Below are 16777 nucleotides of genomic sequence, written 5' to 3'. Positions count from 1 at the left end.
GCGGCTCAGCTTGAAGTTTTCCACTCAAGTCGGCCCGCTTGTCAACAGCCTTATGCACAGGCAGGCGGGAAGGAGATACTCGATATGGTTTCTGGTCTTTTGGTAATCCTTTTCGCCTTCGCGACCGTGGCGATTGCGTTTGTTTTGGCTGACAACGGGCTGCGGTGGTGGTCCGGTGCCCGTCTGCTGCGTCAGCGGATGAAGCAAGGCTATACCAGCACGGGCGTCGGCCCACGTGTATCAAGTTATTCGCATAGTTTCGGGCGGCAGGTTCGCCCCAATCCGGTTATCCGCCAGACTGCGCGCTACGCCGCTTGATCCGCGAATAGCGCATCAGAGTGAAGGGAAGCAGCGCCAGATAACCAATGCCGATGGCGCTGAGTGTCCACCATGGTTCCACCAGCAGGGCAGCAAAAAGCAGACCGACGAAGGCTAGCACCCATAAACGAATTCCTCGTCGTGGCCGCAGGGATGTCCAGCTTGGAGTGGCCATACTCGAGATCATCAGCAGAGCGGTAGCGAGCAGCCAAGGGGCGACTAGCAAGGGAGACCGAAAGACATCGAGGTCCGTCGCCATCCATAGATAGAACGGCATGAAGGCTAAACCAGCCCCCATCGGCGCGGGCACCCCCGTCAGAAAGCCGAGCGACTTATGTGGCTGTTCCTCGACATCGATTTGCGCGTTGAAACGGGCCAGACGCAGCGCGCAGCAGATGGCGAGCGCCAAGGCGGCAAACCAGCCCCACCGCGGCTCGCTCGAAAGCGACCAAAGATAGACGATGATGGCAGGCGCCGTTCCGAAGCTAAGCGAATCAGCGAGGCTGTCCAGCTCTGCTCCGAAGCGTGATTGGGCCTTCAACAAACGGGCAATGCGTCCGTCCATCCCGTCGAGAATACCGGCAACAATAATCGCGACGGCCGCAGCCGCCCACTGTTCGGAAATTGCGAAGCGGATACCTGTGAGGCCAGAACACAGCGCGGCAGCCGTGATGGCATTTGGCGCCATCGCCCTCAGTGAAAGCCCTCGCGACCGCCCCATCACAGGCACTTCGTCTTCAGCAGCTTTCGGGCCCAAACGCGCATTTTCTTCGGGCAGATCGTGCCGCTTTGGATCGGATAGCAGGCTCATTGCGAAACTCCTTCAAGCAGGGGCTGGCTACCCACGGCGGCAATTACTGTTTCGCCCGCTACGACCTTTTGACCGAGCATGACGTAAGATCCGGTGCCCTGCGGCAAATACACATCAACGCGGCTACCAAAACGGATTAGCCCCACCCTCTGGCCAACGCCAAGCATGTCTCCGGGTTTCACGAAAGAAACGATCCGGCGCGCGACCAATCCGGCGATCTGTGTAAAGGCCACCTTCACTCCGTCGGATCTTTCGATAAGAACATGCTGGCGCTCATTGTCCTCGCTCGCCTTATCGAGATCTGCGTTCAGGAATTTGCCGGGAACATAGACCAGACGCCTCACGATACCGCCGATTGGAGTGCGGTTGATATGCACGTCGAATGGCGAGAGATAGATGGACACACGCGTCACGGCACCCGGTAGCAGGCCAGCTTCTCCGCTGCCGTCTTCCACCACCAGTTCATGCGGCGGTTCGACCTGCTCGATCTGAACCACGGTTCCATCGGCAGGTGCAATGATGAAGCGGGCATCCTGCGGCACCACGCGTTGCGGGTCACGAAAAAATGCGAATACTGCAAGGCTCAGGAAAGCAAGCGGCCACGCGAGGGTTTCCCATGCAAACCAAGCGCACACGAGGGAGAGAGCAAGCGTGGCGAGACCGAACTTGCGTCCTTCGGGATGGATGCGCGGCACGCCGGAGTGGATTTCACCACGGCCTCGATTGTCCTGAAGGTCGGTCGCCATATCAGTTCCCCTAGGCGGCAAAATCGCAAGCGACAAGCGACAGCGCAAATGAGCCGGATCCTTAGCAATTTCTTCACCAGCCTATGGTAAACACGCGGTAATGAGAGCGCTGAACGACATCGCACGCCGGTGGTGGGGCGAGATCCCTGTTTATCTTTTCGGCTTTGCCTGCAGCCTGCTGTGGTGTTTCTCTGGTCAGCTTATGGCGTCGATTACGATGTGGGCGAGTCCTTCTCCAGCTTCACGCTCTTCTTCAGCTGCGGCATCATCTATTTCTTCGTCGACATCTGCTGGTGCCTCTTTCGCGATCGCCCGGCTCGTCCCCTGGCGTGGGCACGGCAGCGTTATTTCTCTATGAATTCGTTGCGCCTCGCTATCGCAAGCCTACCCGCAATCGCACTCTGCGCCACAAGCATCCCGCTCTTCTCCAGCATGAAGTCGATGATGCCGATGTTTACCGAACATAACTGGGATCCAACCTTTATCGCCCGGGCGTGATCGTCATGGCTCTGCTACCGTCGATCTCTGACGACCTGCGATGTCGCTTCTTCTTGAGCTACGCCCTTGCCTGGTCGGTGGTTGGGGGCTTTCTCGCTAACTGCCTCGCCTCGGCAGGGCCGGCGTTCGCCGAGCCGCTGCTTGGCATCGATACCTTCACTGACCAGATGGACTACCTGCGCGCCGCGAATGAGCAGGTCCGGGTGATGACCGTGAGCGTACAGGACATGCTGGTTGCTCGCTTCCACGATCAGGAGCTCAGTATTGGCAGCGGGATCACCGCGATGCCATCCATGCACGTAGCCATCTCAGTTCTTTATTGGCTGGCAGCGCGCGAGATCTCACCCAAGGCCGGGCGCTTGTTCTTCTGGTTTATGGTAGTGATCTGGATCGGATCGGTTCACCTCGCCTACCACTACGCGCTCGACGGCCTTGTTTCACTAGTTGCGATATTTTGCATCTGGCGAGCCGTGCCGCTCGTCTTCCGTGCATGGGACCGTCTTACCTTACCTTGCCTTGCCTTGGAGTCAGCCCGCTTTGCGGACGAACACCGTTCCCGCGGAGTAACCAGCGCCAAAGCTGCAAATCAGACCAGTATCCTCGGCCTGCAGATCAGCATTGTGCAGATGAAAAGCGATAATTGAGCCCGCGCTCGAGGTATTACCATACGTATCGAGTACCGTTGGGCTTTCATCGTCACTGGCTTCGTGCCCCAGTACGCGGTGTGCGATCAGCCGGTTCATGCCTGCATTGGCCTGGTGCAGCCATAGGCGGCGAAGGCTTTGCGGATCGATCTTTAGTCGTTCGGCCTCTTCCAGGATCATCTGCGCGACCATGGGGACGACTTCCTTAAAGACTTTCCGACCTTCTTGGACGAATAGCTTGTCGGCTCCTTCAGCTTCTTCCGGATAAGCACGGTTCAAAAAGCCGAAATTGTTGCGAATGTTGTTCGAGAAAACCGTCTTGAGTTTCGTACCCAGGATATCCCAATGTTCAGCAGGCGCGAGCGCGGCATCTTCTACCAGGACTGCAGTGGCAACATCGCCGAAGATGAAGTGGCTATCGCGATCGCGCCAGTTCAGGTGGCCGCTGGTGATCTCCGGGCTGACGACGAGCACGCTCTTCGCGTTGCCCGCGCGAATGTAATCAGCAGCGGTCTGAATGCCGAAAGTCGCCGAAGAGCACGCGACATTCATGTCGAAGCCGAAGCCATCTATACCCAGCGCTTGCTGTATTTCGATCGCCATAGCCGGATATGGCCGCTCCATATTCGAAGCAGCACAAAGTACCGCATCGACATCTTCAGCCTTGCGCCCTACCTTCTCTAGAGCCTGACGCGCTGCCTTCACGCCAATTTCCGCAAGGATCGACAATTCATCGTTCGATCGTTGAGGCCATCGCGGAGACATGATGTCAGGATCCAGCACGGGGTCCTTCGCCATGACATGCCGCGCCTTTATGCCGCTGGCCTTCTCGATGAATTCCACCGAACTTTCGGTAAGGGCAGTGATTTCGCCGGCCTCGATAGCGTCGGAATGCTGCTGGTTGTAGCGACGAACATATTCGTTGAAGCTGGCGACCAGCTCTTCGTTCGAGATGCTGTCTTTTGGAGTAAACAACCCTGTCGCCGAGATCACCGGGCGCCCGGACATTTCAGTCATATCTGTCATAGTGCATGTCTAACTTCCGCATGTGCGGGCAGCAAGATCAATCCATGAATGGGTCGCGCATCAGGATCGTGTCGTCACGCTCGGGGCTGGTAGAAACCAGCGAGACAGGCGTTTCGATCAGCTCCTGAATACGCTGAACATATTTCACGGCGTTGGCCGGAAGGTCGGCGAAACTGCGCGCCCCAGCGGTCGACTCTTTCCAGCCTTCCATCGTTTCGTAGATCGGCTCTACCGCTGCCTGATCGGCGGCATGGCTGGGGAAATAGTCGTAAACTTGGCCGCGGAGTCGATAGCCGGTGCAGATTTTCACCTCATCGAGTCCATCGAGCACGTCGATCTTGGTGAGCGCAATCCCGGTCACGCCACTGATCGAGCAGCTCTGGCGAACGATGACCGCATCGAACCACCCCACACGGCGCTGGCGTCCGGTGACGGTGCCGAATTCGTGGCCCCGCTCGCCCAGACGCTGCCCGATCTCGTCTTCCAGTTCGGTTGGAAAAGGGCCTGAGCCAACGCGCGTGGTATAGGCCTTTACGATACCCAATACATAGCCGGTTGAATTGGGGCCGAGGCCGCTGCCAGACGCGGCGGTGCCGCTCACCGTATTGGAACTGGTAACGAAGGGATAGGTCCCATGATCGATATCGAGCAGCACGCCTTGCGCCCCCTCGAACAGTATCCGGGCTCCCGCCTTCCGCACTTTCTTCAGGCGCTTCCAAACCGGCTGCGCGAACTGAAGTACGAAGTCTGCGATTTCCCGCAGTTCATTGAGCAGCTCATCCCGGTCCACCGGAGCCTGATCGAAGCCAGCACGCAGCGCGTCGTGATGCGCGCATAAACGGTCGAACTGGGGGCCGAGTTCGTCGAGATGGGCCAGATCGCATACCCGGATCGCACGGCGACCGACCTTGTCTTCATAAGCCGGGCCGATGCCGCGACCAGTGGTCCCGATCTTGCCCGTACCGGCAGCGGCTTCTCGCAACCCGTCGAGGTCGCGGTGGATTGGCAGGATGAGCGGGCAGTTATCAGCAAGCGAGAGATTGTCGGCGGTGATGGCAACACCCTGCCCCTCGAGCTTTTCAACTTCGGCTTTCAGGGCCCAGGGGTCGAGCACGACGCCGTTACCGATGATCGACAGCGTGCCCGACACGATACCCGAAGGCAGCAGCGACAATTTGTAAGTCGTTCCATCGATGACCAGCGTGTGTCCGGCGTTATGTCCGCCCTGAAAGCGGACCACGGCATCCGCGCGGCTGGCCAGCCAGTCGACGATCTTGCCTTTTCCCTCATCACCCCACTGAGCACCGATAACGGTTACGTTCGCCACGAAATTTCCTTCCTGCTGAGCGCGCCCCGCTTCGATTCCGGGCAGCGCGCGGCGATTAGGGCACCGCTACGCACAGGGCAAGCCTGTGCCCTTCAGACGGAAGCGATCCATTTTTGCCAGCGGGGAAAATATGAATTTGCTGACCTGAAATTAACCTACGCCCTAGGAAAAGAACCCCCCAATATCCAGTGTATTCTGAAAATCACTAAGCATAATCTCGTAATAATATGCTTTATATTGCGTTAAATAGGTTCTTTTATACAAATTCTACCCTGCCGAGCCAGACTGGCCATCGGATCGGGCGCTTTGGATCGGCGCTCTCAACGGACGGGGATAAACATGCTCGACGATATTACGCTCGACCCGACGGGGGTAAGTGCGCCTGAAAGCGGGGCCTCTCCAAGATCAGCAGAGATCGAAACAAGGCAGGCCTCGATTGCCGGCACAATCGGCAAATCCGCTGCCATTGGCGCTTTGGCCGTCAACCTTGCCGCTTGCGGCGGAGCGAGTGCGGATGGCGCAGGGGGAGGCAGCGCAACATCTGGCGGAGGTGCGACAGGAAGCGTCGAGCAAGTCGAAAGAAAGCCTGAAACCGATGCGCAGGCCGCGCGCTTTGCCCTTCATGCGTCGCTCTCGGTATCCCCACAGGACATTTCCGACCTGAAACAAATTGGTTACGAGCCGTGGCTGGACCGTCAGATGGATGCAACCAATGCACAGTCAGCGGCGGAATTCTTTGAATCGCGCGGGTTCAACCGGATCGATACTAATAGTTACTACTCCCGCACCCAGCCCGCCGATGCGATGATCTGGAACCAGCTGATGGCTGGTGGCAGCGGGGTCCGCAAACGGATCGCTCTTGCCCTTTCGGAATTTTTTGTCGTCTCTCTCAATTCGGTCGATAGCCTGATCTGGCGAAGCCAAGGCATGGGCGCCTATTGGGATATGCTCAACGACCGTGCTTTCGGCAATTTCCGCGATCTGCTGGAGGATGTCTCGTTGGCGCCGGTGATGGGCGTTTATCTCAACACACGCGGTAACCGGAAGGCCGATGCCCGGACCGGACGCGTACCGGATGAAAACTTTGGCCGCGAGATCATGCAGCTGTTCTCCATCGGCCTGCACGATCTGAATATAGACGGCACAGACAAATTGAATGGCTCCGGCCAGCCGATAGAGACTTACGACAATGAGGATGTGACCGGCATCGCCAAAGTCTTCACCGGCTACGATCTCGATTTCTCCGAAACCACGATGCACCCTCACCCATCTGGCAGTAACTGGCAGATACCCGACCCTGACGTAGCTATGCGTCCGATGACAGCAGACGCCAGCAAATGGCGCTATCCCCGCAACGAAAGCTTCCATTCGCCGGAAGAAAAAGCTTCCTCGGCATGACGATTCCGGCTGGGACCGGTCCTGCCGAAAGCCTGGCGATCGCACTCGACACGCTGTTCAATCATCCGAATGTCGGCCCATTCTTCGGCAAGCAGATGATCCAGCGTCTGGTCACCAGCAACCCGAGCCCGGCGTACGTCACGCGTGTGGCACAGACTTTCAACGATGATGGAACCGGGAAGCGCGGGAATCTGCGCGCGGTCTTCAAGGCGATCCTTCTCGACGATGAGGCGCTGTCCGACAGCGGCCTGTCGGATCCGCGCTTCGGAAAGCTGCGCGAGCCGATGCTGCGCTACATCCAGTGGGCGCGCACGGTTGGCGTACAATCGGCAAGCGGCAAATGGGATATCGGGAGCACGGACTCCAGCACCTATGGTCTGGCGCAATCGCCGCTCCGCTCGCCTTCCGTGTTCAACTATTTTCGACCGGCCTTTTTCTCCACCAATTCGCAAGCTGCCGCCAACGACATGGTCGCGCCGGAATTCCAGCTGGTGAATGAAACCACGGTCGCAGCCTACCTTAACTTCATGCAGCAGGTCATTCGCGGCAAAGGTTCGCGCTCCAACGATGTGAAGCCATTGTATTCGGCAGAAGTTGCCATTGCGCGTGATCGGTCAGCGCTGCTCGACAGGCTCGATTTGTTGCTGACTGGAAATCAACTGATGGCGGCAACTCGCAGCGAAATCCTCACGGTGCTCGAGGGGATCGACGTGACCCAGGCAAGTCCTGAACAGGACAAGCTAAACATGATCTACATCGCCGTCATGCTCGTGATGGCTTCATACGATTATCTGATCCAGCGCTGAGGAGACGAGACATGTTCATCGGAAATCTTCCCGAAGTTTCGCGTCGCGCCTTCCTGCGCCGCTCGGCCCAATTGGCATCGCTCGGGGCCGCATCCAGCTATGCGCTCGGTCTTGCGGGGATCGGCGAAGCAGCTGCCTTTGATTCGAGCGATGGGTACAAGGCGCTGGTGTGCGTCTTCCTTCTCGGCGGCAATGATCACAACAACACGCTGATACCTTTCGACCCGGCCAATTACGGCAGGTACCGTGCGATCCGGGGGCTTGCATCCGACGGTACAGGCGTGGGCCTCGACCGCTCGCAGCTTTCTTCGACCGTTCTTGCCCCGCCGGACGATCAGCAACTGACCGACGACATCCTCTATGCTCTTGCTCCAACGATGTCGCACCTCAAGGCGCGCTTCGACGCCGGCCATATGGCGCCATTGCTCAATGTCGGCCCCCTCGTCGCGCCGCTGACCCGCGCCGAATATGAAAGCAGCAATCATGTGCGCTATCCGCGACCGGCAAAGCTCTTTTCGCACAATGATCAGCAATCGACCTGGCAGTCCAGCCTTCCCGAAGGTGCGCAAAGTGGCTGGGGCGGCCGGATGGCGGATCTGGCGCAGTCCCACAATACCAACGCCATGTTCACCGGCATAAATGCCTCGGGGAACACCGTATTCCTGTCAGGCGAAACATCGGCTCCCTATCAGGTAAACGGAACCGGCGCGATCAAGATAGCGGGCTATGGTGGCTGGTTGCTGGGCTCTCGCGCGGCCGGATCCGCGCTCGAGACGATCCTCGGCCAGCACAATGGCAGCATCATGGCGAACGACTATGCGCATATGACCGCACGTTCGATACAGTATGGCGAATTCGTCAACAATGCACTCGGCAGTGTCAGCCTGCATACTCAATTTGATGGCGGCAATGGCCTCGCCAAACAGCTCGAGCTGGTCGCCCGGCTGATCGGCGGACGGGGCTCTCTGGGCGTGAAGCGTCAGGTTTTCATGGTTTCGATGGGCGGTTTCGACACTCACGATGGACTGCCTGGAAAGCACCCAGGCCTGCTCGCCGCGCTGGATGGGGCGCTGAATTCCTTTTATCAGGCCACGGCAGAATTGGGGGTCGCCGACAAGGTCACAACGTTCACCGCCTCGGACTTCGGCCGCACCCTGACCTCGAATGGTGACGGTTCCGACCATGGCTGGGGCAGCCACCACTTCATCATGGGCGGCGCGGTCAATGGCGGCAGGTTCTATGGCACCGCCCCCCACATCTCGACTGACACCGACGACCAGGTCAAGCAGGGACGCCTCTTGCCCAGTACGTCGGTCGACCAATATTCCGCGACGCTGGCCAAATGGTTCGGGGTCAGTCCGGGCGAGATGCCGAGTGTTGCGCCGAATATCGGGCGTTTTGCCACTCCCGACCTGGGTTTCATGACCACTCAGTAAGCGCGCCAGCCACCGGTCGGCGCAGATATCAGACGGACGGAATACGTCTTTCGGAAACTTCCGCTCGCTCTTCCATTGATCGGGCAAAGGAGATTTTATGAAAGACTATCCCACTCTCGACCTGAACGATGGCCGCCAAATCCCGCAGTTGGGGTTCGGCACATATAAATTGTCAGAGGAAGACGCGCCCAAATCGGTTTCGACCGCGATCGACGTTGGGTATTGGCTGGTCGATACAGCCGCGGTTTACGAAAACGAAAAGGGCGTGGGAAAAGGCGTTGGAGAATGGTCCGACATCTTTCTGCAGACCAAGGTCTGGAACGAAAGCCAAGGCTTCGATCGCGCAAAGCGTGCCGCAGAAAAATGTCTTGAACGCCTGGGCCGCGACCATGTCGACATGCTGCTCATCCATTGGCCTTGTCCTGAGAAGAACGAATTCGTGGACACGTGGAAGGCGTTCATCGAACTGCGCGAGGAAGGTAAGGCAAAGTCGATCGGCGTATCCAACTTCCGCGAAGAGGATCTTCGCCGTATCATCGACGAAACCGGCGTGACACCTGCTCTCAACCAGATCGAGCTTCACCCAACCTTCCAGCAGCGCGAATTGCGCAAAGTTCACGAGGAATTGGGCATCGTGACGCAAAGCTGGTCGCCGCTCGGTCAGGGCGAAGGTCTTTCGAACGACACGATCGCAGCGATCGCCGAAGAAACCGGCCAGCCGGCCAGTGCCGTCATTCTGAGCTGGCATCTGCAGCACGGTCTGAGCCCCATTCCCAAGGCTACCAGCCGCGATCATATCGAGGCCAATTTCAAGGCGCTCTCGTTCGAATTGAACGAAGACCAGATGTCGAGAATTGATGCCTTGGACGACCCCGACGGAAGGATGGGGCCGCATCCCGCCGAACTCAATTGATATTGACCGTATTAGGTCGTCATGACACCGAGGCAGCTCTGATAGGAGTTGCCTCTTGTCGTTTCTGCTTTCCCTTATCGCCACAGCCAGCCTCGCTTCTTCCGCCGCGCCTCTCGATCCAGTCGATGTAGTCGACGACGCAGCACGACAGCGTGGCGATTGGAGCGAAGTGCTCGTGCTCGGCACAGCACATCTCAGCGGCCTGCCCGCCGACTACGATCGAGAGGTATTCGATCCGCTGCTCGAACGCCTCCAAGAGTGGGCACCGGAAGCGATCGCCAATGAGGCGCTTTCGGGGCGACAATGCGATTATCTTCGCGCACATTCCTTTGCTTACGAGGGCACGGCTGACGAGTATTGCCCCGATCCGACGCCAGCACGCTTGGCCCTGGGCCTGACCGGCGCACAGGCGGAACAGGAAGTTGAGGCTCTGCTTGCGGCACCCATGGCAGAACGAACGCCCGGCCAGCGCCGGCGCATGGCCGCTCTGTTCCTGGCGATGGGCGAACCGACATCGGCGCTGGTCCAGTGGCACAGGCTCGCGGAGAAAGAGCGCCGCGCGGATGAGCATCTCAATCCTTTCCTCGTGGAAATGCTCCAGCGCCGGGGGCAGGGTCGCGACGAAGACAGCATCATCGCCTCACGGCTCGCAGCCCGTCTTGGGCTGGAGCGGGTGTATCCGGTCGATGATCACGCTGGAGATCGTGCCTCTGGAATCTCCGATGACAATATCTTCGGAGCCGAGATAGCGGAGATTTGGGACAATGACGCGGTAAAGCGCTTGCTGGAAAGAAGCGAGCGATCGCAGCACGCCTTCCTCGAAAGCGGCGATGTCCTGGCCTGGTATCGCGCAATCAATGATCCTTCACAAATGTCAGATACGATGCCGGAGATTTCGGTGCTGCCGCCGGTTCCGAGCTTCCGGGCAACACAGGTCGGCGGTATCTGGCATATTGGGAAACCCGCAATGTGCGAATGGTAGCAAATCTGCGCGAGGTGGTCGGGCCCTGGCGCCGGGTTCTGGCGATTGTCGGCGCGTCTCATGTGCCTTACTATCACCGTTACCTTGGCATGATGAGCGATGTCCAACTAGCTGACCTGACAAAAGTGCTCGACGATTGATCGTCTGGCGGTGTGCCTGCTAAAGGGCCCGCCGTGATCGACCAGCCCCCCATCCGCATCGCCGCGCTCTACCATTTTACGCGCTTCGAAGATCCCGCGTCCCTGCGACCCGGCCTGCTCGCCTGCGCAGAAACAAACGATGTACGCGGCACCCTGCTGCTCGCCTCGGAAGGTATCAATGGAACCATAGCCGGCAGCGATGCGGGCATTACATCGGTGCTCGATTACATTCGTGCCCTTCCGGGCTGCGCCGACTTCGAGTGGAAGGAATCGCGAGCGGCCAAAATGCCGTTCCACCGGACCAAGGTGCGCCTGAAGAAAGAAATCGTCACCATGGGCCAACCCGGCCTAGACCCACTCGACGACGTGGGTACCTATGTCGATCCGCAGGACTGGAACGCGCTCATATCGGATCCGGACACCATCCTGATAGACACCCGCAACGACTATGAGGTAAAAATAGGAACTTTCGAGGGCGCGATTGATCCTCAAACCAGCTCCTTCCGTGAGTTTCCCGAGTGGTTCCGTACCCGACGGGAAGAATTCGAAGCCGAAGGCCGAACGCCGAAGATCGCCATGTTCTGCACGGGAGGTATCCGCTGCGAGAAATCCACCGCGTTCTTGAAGAGCGAAGGGCTGGACGAGGTGTTTCACCTAAAGGGTGGTATTCTCAAATATCTGGAAGAAGTCCCTGAGAGCGATAGCCGCTGGCGGGGAGAATGCTTCGTGTTCGACGAGCGCGTCAGCGTGAAGCACGGGCTGGAAGTCGGCAGCCATAGCCTCTGCCGTGCGTGTCGCCGCCCGCTTTCCGAGGCGGACCTGACCCACCAGCATTTCGAGACCGGTGTTTCGTGTCACCAATGCCACGGAGAGCGCACCGAAGAGCAGCGCGCGCGCTACCGAGAACGGCATCGGCAGGCTAGCCTCGCGAGGGCGCGCGGAGCAGAGCACATCGGTCGCCCTGAAGACCATGACTGAAGCGATACTCTACAGTTTTCGCCGCTGTCCCTACGCCATGCGTGCTCGAATGGCGCTGCACGTCAGTGGCCTCCCCTATGAGCATCGCGAGGTCGTTCTTCGCGACAAGCCGCCCGAGATGCTCGAGGTGTCGCCGAAGGGCACCGTGCCGGTTTTCGTTGATGCAGAAGCGGGCGTGCTGGAGGAAAGCCTCGACATCATGCGCTGGGCACTTCGCCATCTCGATCCGGAGAATTGGCTGAAACGGCAGGACGACGAACTACTGGCCGCCAATGACGGGCCCTTCAAGCATCATCTCGACCGCTACAAATATTCGACGCGCTACGACGATGTGGACCCGGAAGAACACGGCGCCAAGGCTGTCGAGCACCTGCGCGTACTGGAAGAGCGGCTGACTATGGCGCCCTATCTTTGCGGCGAGACACGCGGCTTCACGGACATCGCCGTCTTCCCCTTCGTCCGGCAATTTGTGAATGCCGACAAGGCTTGGTTTGCCGCACAGGGGCTCGAAGGGGTCACTGCCTGGCTCAAGAGCCTGACTGGCTCGGACCTATTTACGGCCATCATGGCCAAACACGATCAATGGAAGGCTGGCTAGAGCGCCATCGGCTCGCCGCCTTGTAAAATATGTGTGCAGCCTAGCGACGCAGGCTGATCGCTTTCCGCATTGGCCGCGATGGTGCGCCACCCTTCTGCACGCAAACGCAGGGCACGGTTGCGATCATGATCCAAAGGCAGGAAGATCGTCTTGCGGGCTTCAATATTATCGGTGCCAAGTACCTCGAGAAGCGGCTCCATGTACAACGAGAAGCCGGTAGCCGCTTCATCGGTCCCCTTGATGGCATAGGTACCGCCTCGGCCAAGCGCGCCGCGCGCGCCGGTGGCATGGACTGTAAAGCCAAACCAGCTTTGGTATTCGAAACCATGGCGTTCGGATGGATCGAGTGTCAGGCGCACCCGGCCGCGCAGCGCCGCCGCCACTTCGCGCAAGGCGGCAATGCGGCTCGCCAGAACACCGCCTGCATCGATCGAAGCAAGCTTCTCGACAGCTTCGTCGAAGGGGCCGGTCGCATAAAGAAGCGGCAGATACGCATCGCCCCCAGCTGCTTTCAGGGCGCCCGCGTCCTTCATGTCGAGCTCGCGCCTCACTGCCTCACGCTTGTCTGCGGGAAGTGGAAGAGCCTCTTCGGCGAGCGTGTCGACAAGATCGGGCAGCGTCAAATCGACCGAAAGGCCAGTAATACCAGCCGCTTCAAGCGCATCTAACGCGACAGTCACAGCCTCGATAGCGGCAGCTACGTTATCACGCCCGATCAATTCAGCGCCAAGCTGAAGCCGCTGGCGGGCCGGATCGAGTTGGTCGGCTTTCAGCAAGGCCACATCTCCGGCATAACAGAGGCGCAGGGGACGTGGCGCGTCGGCTAGGCCGGTAGCAGCAATACGCCCCACCTGCACCGTCATGTCGCCGCGCAGAGCTAGCGTTCGCAAGCTCTCTGGGTCAGTGAAACGGACCATCCGGCGCGTAGCCACGCCTTCCATCCGTCCCGCGAGCGACTGCTCGAATTCGATCAGCGGCGGGCGGACGCGGTCGTAGCCGTGGCTGTCCATCGCCTGCAGCACATCGCGCATGGCGCGGGTGATGGTGGCGGCTCGCGCGGGCAGCGCATCTTCAAGGCCGATGGGCAGGAGATCGTCTGGCTTGGTCATAGCGCCGCGTCCCCTGCCCTATCACCGGTTAGAATGCCAGTGGCATTACCGTCTTCACGCCCTCCAGCGCGCAGGCTTTCTTCACGACCTCATTCGGGATCGGCTGATCGACGCTGAGGAGCAGCACCGCTTCCCCGCCTGCGGCACGACGTCCCAGGTTGAAAGTACCGATATTGATGCCGTTCTCCCCCAAAAGCGAACCGATCCGGCCGATGAAGCCTGGTGCGTCCTCATTGACGATATACAGCATGTGACCGTCGAGTTCGGCTTCGATACGAACGCCGAAAATTTCGGTCAGGCGCGGCGCATCTGCACCGAACAGCGTACCGGCCACTGAACGGTCGCCGCTTTCCGTACCGACTGTGACGCGCAGAAGCGTGTTATAGGCGCCCTCTTTTTCGTGACGGATCGAACGGATGTCGAGACCGCGTTCCTTGGCGAGATAGGGCGCATTGACCATATTTACCGTGTCGGAATATTGGCGCATCAATCCAGCCAGTACCGCACCCTCAATCGGTTTGCCCGAAAGTTCTGCTGCCGCACCTTCGCGCTCGATGGAAATCTTGGTCAAATTGCCGTGCGCGAGTTGGCCCACGAGGCTGCCTAGGTTTTCGGCGAGTCCCATATAGGGGCGCAGCTTGGGTGCTTCTTCTGCACTTAGCGACGGCATGTTAAGCGCATTCGTTACGCCGCCGTTGACGAGGTAATCTGCCAGTTGCTCGGCCACCTGCAGCGCGACATTGACCTGCGCTTCGGTCGTGCTGGCGCCTAGATGCGGGGTGCAAATGAAATTGGGCTTGCCGAACAAGGGCGAATCCTTCGCCGGTTCGCTCTGGAACACGTCCAGCGCCGCGCCTGCCACCTGTCCGCTGTCGAGTGCTTCGGCCAAAGCCTCCTCGTCGATCAGACCGCCACGCGCGCAATTCACGATGCGCACGCCCTTCTTTGTCTTCGCGAGGTTTTCTTTCGAGAGTATGTTGCGCGTCTCGTCGGTAAGCGGCGTGTGCAACGTGATAAAATCGGCGCGGCCCAGCAGTGTGGCGAGATCAACCTTCTCAACCCCGATCTCCAATGCGCGTTCTGAGGTCAGGAACGGATCGAAGGCTATGACCTTCATCTTTAGGCCTTGCGCACGCGAGGCGACGATCGAACCAATGTTTCCCGCGCCGATCAAACCAAGCGTCTTGCCGGTGACCTCGACGCCCATGAAATCGTTCTTCGGCCATTCGCCCGCCTGCGTGCGGCGGTCGGCCTGCGGAATCTGGCGGGCGAGCGCCATAATCATCGCAATCGCGTGTTCGGCCGTCGTGATGGAGTTGCCGAAGGGGGTGTTCATCACCACCACGCCCTTGCCGCTGGCATAGGGAATATCGACATTGTCGACGCCGATGCCGGCGCGGCCGATGACCTTCAGGTTGGTCGCCGCATCAAGGATTTCGGGCGTCACTTTGGTCGATGAACGGATGGCGAGACCATCATATTCGCCGATGCGTGCTTTCAGTTCTTCGGGCGTTTCGCCGGTGATGACATCAACGTCGCAGCCGCGCTCTTCGAAGATCTTTGCGGCGTTCGGGTCCATCTTGTCGCTGATGAGGACACGAGGTTTCAATGGGGGTTTGCTCATGACGGAAAATTCCTGTCGTTTTCCCGACACGTCGTCGGGCAGTAATAGGGGGGAGGCGGCGGCCCGAAATGCGAACCGCCCGCCCGATCAGCCGTTCTTGACCTGCTCGTAAGCCCACTCGATCCACGGCAGGAGACGCTTCAGGTCTTCCTGTTCGACCGTGCCGCCGCACCAGATGCGCAGTGACGGCGGGGCGTCGCGATAGCCGTTAAAGTCATAGCCGACATCGCGCTCTTCGAGGAGCTTGACGATTTTCTTCGGCACGCCAGCCTTGTCCTCGTCGGACAGGCTGTCGTACCAGTCGCCCTGGAAGACGAAGCACACGCCGGTGTTGGTCTGCTTGGCGGCGTCGGAAACCATGTTGCGCAGCCACGGCGTTGCTTCGATCCAGTCTTTGACGATCTTGGCATTGGCATCGGCGCGTTCGAACATCGCCTTGCGGCCACCCATCGCCTGCGCCCATTCGAGCGCTTCGATATAGTCTTCGGTGGCGAGCATCGAGGGCGTGTTGATGGTCGCGCCTTCAAAAATGCTGGTATTGATCTTGCCGCCCTTCTTGAGGCGGAAGAGCTTGGGCAGCGGCCATTCGGGGTCGTATTCCTCGATGCGCTGCACAGCCTTGGGACTTAGTATCAGCATGCCGTGCTGGGCTTCCGAGCCCATCACCTTCTGCCAGCTGTAGGTCGTGGCATCGAGCTTTGCCCAGTCCATTTCCATTGCGAAGACGGCGCTGGTAGCGTCGTTGATGGTCACACCTTCCCGCCCCGGGGCGAGCCAGTCGGTGTTGGGAATCTTCGCGCCGGAAGTCGTGCCGTTCCAGGTGAAGACGACGTCGCTTTCTTGCGGGATTGAGGCGAGGTCGGGAATTTCGCCATAGTCGGCGTCGAGCGTGGTCAGCTTGGGCAGCTTCAGCTGCTTGACCGCGTCCTGAATCCAGACATTACCGAAGCTTTCCCACGCCGCGACGGTGGCCGGACGATCGGGGCGCAGCATCGTCCACATCGCGCATTCCAGCGCGCCGGTATCCGATGCCGGCATAATGCCGACGAGGTAATCCTCTGGCACGCCGAGCATCTTTTTCGACAGGTCGATGGCATATTTCAGGCGCGACTTGCCGAGGGCGCTGCGGTGCGAGCGGCCGAGCGATTCGGTTTTGAGATTTCCGGCAGACCAGCCTTTGTGCTTGGCAGTCGGCCCGGACGAGAAAAAGGGGCGCTCTGGCTTGAGCATCGGTTCAGCAGTCATGTATTCTCTCCTTGCAGAGAGCACGCGCGGCGTTGGGACCGCGTGGCCCGCTGGCGGCAATAAAGTTGCTTGTCTCGGAGTCAATCTGAAATAGGTATGCACCCCGAAAGCTTCGGTTCGCTCTCTAAAGTGCTGAACCGCCCTTGTCGTTCCTTTGGCTCGATAGGCTCGTCCTAGA

General features: G+C 59.2%; 18 protein-coding genes. 11 read left to right on the top strand and 7 right to left on the bottom strand.

Translation table 11 applies throughout. The features are described from left to right. Positions 1-84: 84 nt before the first annotated feature. Positions 85-318: a hypothetical protein gene (locus tag ACI2I1_RS08245; protein WP_404678727.1), complete on the top strand. Its 234-nt coding sequence runs from the start codon at positions 85-87 to the stop codon at positions 316-318. Here ACI2I1_RS08245 and ACI2I1_RS08240 read toward each other — a convergent pair. Further along, complete coding sequence (locus tag ACI2I1_RS08240; protein ID WP_404678726.1) at positions 287-1129, bottom strand: CDP-alcohol phosphatidyltransferase family protein; 843 nt, start codon at positions 1127-1129, stop codon at positions 287-289. The two genes, ACI2I1_RS08245 and ACI2I1_RS08240, sit on opposite strands and share 32 nt — an antisense overlap. Beyond that, positions 1126-1875 carry a phosphatidylserine decarboxylase gene (locus tag ACI2I1_RS08235; protein ID WP_224811320.1) on the bottom strand — a complete coding sequence of 250 codons (750 nt, stop codon included), beginning with the start codon at positions 1873-1875 and terminating at the stop codon, positions 1126-1128. The genes ACI2I1_RS08240 and ACI2I1_RS08235 overlap by 4 nt, the downstream gene beginning before the upstream one ends. 183 nt (positions 1876-2058) lie before the next feature. Here ACI2I1_RS08235 and ACI2I1_RS08230 point away from each other — a divergent pair, with 183 nt between their 5' ends. Then, positions 2059-2373 (top strand): hypothetical protein, encoded by a 315-nt coding sequence (locus ACI2I1_RS08230; protein ID WP_404678725.1) that lies wholly within the window; start codon positions 2059-2061, stop codon positions 2371-2373. A gap of 5 nt (positions 2374-2378) precedes the next feature. Next, complete coding sequence (locus tag ACI2I1_RS08225) at positions 2379-3017, top strand: phosphatase PAP2 family protein (RefSeq protein WP_404678724.1); 639 nt, start codon at positions 2379-2381, stop codon at positions 3015-3017. On the opposite strand, the gene ACI2I1_RS08220 is transcribed toward ACI2I1_RS08225, so the two are convergent. Together ACI2I1_RS08220 and ACI2I1_RS08215 are read right to left on the bottom strand one after the other, a co-directional pair. Then, the gene (locus ACI2I1_RS08220) at positions 2901-4043 is read right to left on the bottom strand and encodes a beta-ketoacyl-ACP synthase III (RefSeq protein WP_404678723.1); all 1143 of its coding nucleotides are present in this window, start codon (positions 4041-4043) and stop codon (positions 2901-2903) included. The genes ACI2I1_RS08225 and ACI2I1_RS08220 overlap by 117 nt on opposite strands. Before the next feature lie 37 nt (positions 4044-4080). After that, positions 4081-5370: an adenylosuccinate synthase gene (locus ACI2I1_RS08215; protein WP_404678722.1), complete on the bottom strand. Its 1290-nt coding sequence runs from the start codon at positions 5368-5370 to the stop codon at positions 4081-4083. 339 nt (positions 5371-5709) lie between these two features. Between ACI2I1_RS08215 and ACI2I1_RS08210 the strand changes: the two genes are divergently transcribed. The 8 genes from ACI2I1_RS08210 to ACI2I1_RS08175 all read left to right on the top strand — a co-directional run bounded on the left by ACI2I1_RS08210 (position 5710) and on the right by ACI2I1_RS08175 (position 12621). Further along, entirely contained in the window at positions 5710-6768 is a 1059-nt protein-coding gene (locus tag ACI2I1_RS08210; RefSeq protein ID WP_404678721.1) for a DUF1800 family protein, read from the top strand. Then, positions 6765-7574, top strand: coding sequence for a DUF1800 family protein (locus tag ACI2I1_RS08205; RefSeq protein WP_404678720.1), 810 nt, complete (start codon positions 6765-6767; stop codon positions 7572-7574). Before ACI2I1_RS08210 ends, ACI2I1_RS08205 begins: the two co-directional genes overlap by 4 nt. An 11-nt stretch (positions 7575-7585) precedes the next feature. Next, positions 7586-9010: a DUF1501 domain-containing protein gene (locus ACI2I1_RS08200; protein WP_404678719.1), complete on the top strand. Its 1425-nt coding sequence runs from the start codon at positions 7586-7588 to the stop codon at positions 9008-9010. A 97-nt stretch (positions 9011-9107) separates the two neighbouring features. Further along, entirely contained in the window at positions 9108-9923 is an 816-nt protein-coding gene (locus ACI2I1_RS08195; protein WP_404678718.1) for an aldo/keto reductase, read from the top strand. A gap of 55 nt (positions 9924-9978) precedes the next feature. Then, positions 9979-10905 carry a hypothetical protein gene (locus ACI2I1_RS08190; protein WP_404678717.1) on the top strand — a complete coding sequence of 309 codons (927 nt, stop codon included), beginning with the start codon at positions 9979-9981 and terminating at the stop codon, positions 10903-10905. Then, a complete protein-coding gene (locus tag ACI2I1_RS08185; protein ID WP_404678716.1) occupies positions 10899-11045 on the top strand; it encodes a hypothetical protein in 147 nt (48 codons plus the stop codon). Before ACI2I1_RS08190 ends, ACI2I1_RS08185 begins: the two co-directional genes overlap by 7 nt. Positions 11046-11078: 33 nt before the next feature. Continuing rightward, positions 11079-12023, top strand: a complete 945-nt coding sequence (locus tag ACI2I1_RS08180; protein WP_404678715.1) for a rhodanese-related sulfurtransferase — start codon at positions 11079-11081, stop codon at positions 12021-12023. Continuing rightward, positions 12016-12621 (top strand): glutathione S-transferase, encoded by a 606-nt coding sequence (locus ACI2I1_RS08175; RefSeq protein ID WP_404678714.1) that lies wholly within the window; start codon positions 12016-12018, stop codon positions 12619-12621. Before ACI2I1_RS08180 ends, ACI2I1_RS08175 begins: the two co-directional genes overlap by 8 nt. Here the strand turns inward: ACI2I1_RS08175 and ACI2I1_RS08170 are convergent. The 3 genes from ACI2I1_RS08170 to ACI2I1_RS08160 all read right to left on the bottom strand — a co-directional run bounded on the left by ACI2I1_RS08170 (position 12618) and on the right by ACI2I1_RS08160 (position 16599). After that, positions 12618-13730 carry an ATP phosphoribosyltransferase regulatory subunit gene (locus tag ACI2I1_RS08170; protein ID WP_404678713.1) on the bottom strand — a complete coding sequence of 371 codons (1113 nt, stop codon included), beginning with the start codon at positions 13728-13730 and terminating at the stop codon, positions 12618-12620. The genes ACI2I1_RS08175 and ACI2I1_RS08170 overlap by 4 nt on opposite strands. Positions 13731-13758: 28 nt before the next feature. Then, a complete protein-coding gene (gene serA, locus ACI2I1_RS08165) occupies positions 13759-15354 on the bottom strand; it encodes a phosphoglycerate dehydrogenase (protein ID WP_404678712.1) in 1596 nt (531 codons plus the stop codon). Positions 15355-15441: 87 nt separating this feature from the next. After that, positions 15442-16599 carry a phosphoserine transaminase gene (locus ACI2I1_RS08160; protein ID WP_404678711.1) on the bottom strand — a complete coding sequence of 386 codons (1158 nt, stop codon included), beginning with the start codon at positions 16597-16599 and terminating at the stop codon, positions 15442-15444. Positions 16600-16777 lie beyond the last annotated feature (178 nt).

Source organism: Qipengyuania sp. NPDC077563 (genome assembly GCF_044901345.1).
Classification (GTDB): domain Bacteria; phylum Pseudomonadota; class Alphaproteobacteria; order Sphingomonadales; family Sphingomonadaceae; genus Qipengyuania; species Qipengyuania aestuarii.
This window is presented reverse-complemented; position numbering and strand designations above follow the sequence as displayed.

Coding starts and splice junctions, on each gene's coding strand:
- ACI2I1_RS08245 (WP_404678727.1), top strand. CDS start 85: ATGGTTTCTGGTCTTTTGGTAATCCTTTTCGCCTTCGCGACCGTGGCG.
- ACI2I1_RS08240 (WP_404678726.1), bottom strand. CDS start 1,129: ATGAGCCTGCTATCCGATCCAAAGCGGCACGATCTGCCCGAAGAAAAT.
- ACI2I1_RS08235 (WP_224811320.1), bottom strand. CDS start 1,875: ATGGCGACCGACCTTCAGGACAATCGAGGCCGTGGTGAAATCCACTCC.
- ACI2I1_RS08225 (WP_404678724.1), top strand. CDS start 2,379: ATGGCTCTGCTACCGTCGATCTCTGACGACCTGCGATGTCGCTTCTTC.
- ACI2I1_RS08220 (WP_404678723.1), bottom strand. CDS start 4,043: ATGACAGATATGACTGAAATGTCCGGGCGCCCGGTGATCTCGGCGACA.
- ACI2I1_RS08210 (WP_404678721.1), top strand. CDS start 5,710: ATGCTCGACGATATTACGCTCGACCCGACGGGGGTAAGTGCGCCTGAA.
- ACI2I1_RS08205 (WP_404678720.1), top strand. CDS start 6,765: ATGACGATTCCGGCTGGGACCGGTCCTGCCGAAAGCCTGGCGATCGCA.
- ACI2I1_RS08200 (WP_404678719.1), top strand. CDS start 7,586: ATGTTCATCGGAAATCTTCCCGAAGTTTCGCGTCGCGCCTTCCTGCGC.
- ACI2I1_RS08195 (WP_404678718.1), top strand. CDS start 9,108: ATGAAAGACTATCCCACTCTCGACCTGAACGATGGCCGCCAAATCCCG.
- ACI2I1_RS08185 (WP_404678716.1), top strand. CDS start 10,899: ATGGTAGCAAATCTGCGCGAGGTGGTCGGGCCCTGGCGCCGGGTTCTG.
- ACI2I1_RS08175 (WP_404678714.1), top strand. CDS start 12,016: ATGACTGAAGCGATACTCTACAGTTTTCGCCGCTGTCCCTACGCCATG.
- ACI2I1_RS08170 (WP_404678713.1), bottom strand. CDS start 13,730: ATGACCAAGCCAGACGATCTCCTGCCCATCGGCCTTGAAGATGCGCTG.
- serA (WP_404678712.1), bottom strand. CDS start 15,354: ATGAGCAAACCCCCATTGAAACCTCGTGTCCTCATCAGCGACAAGATG.
- ACI2I1_RS08160 (WP_404678711.1), bottom strand. CDS start 16,599: ATGACTGCTGAACCGATGCTCAAGCCAGAGCGCCCCTTTTTCTCGTCC.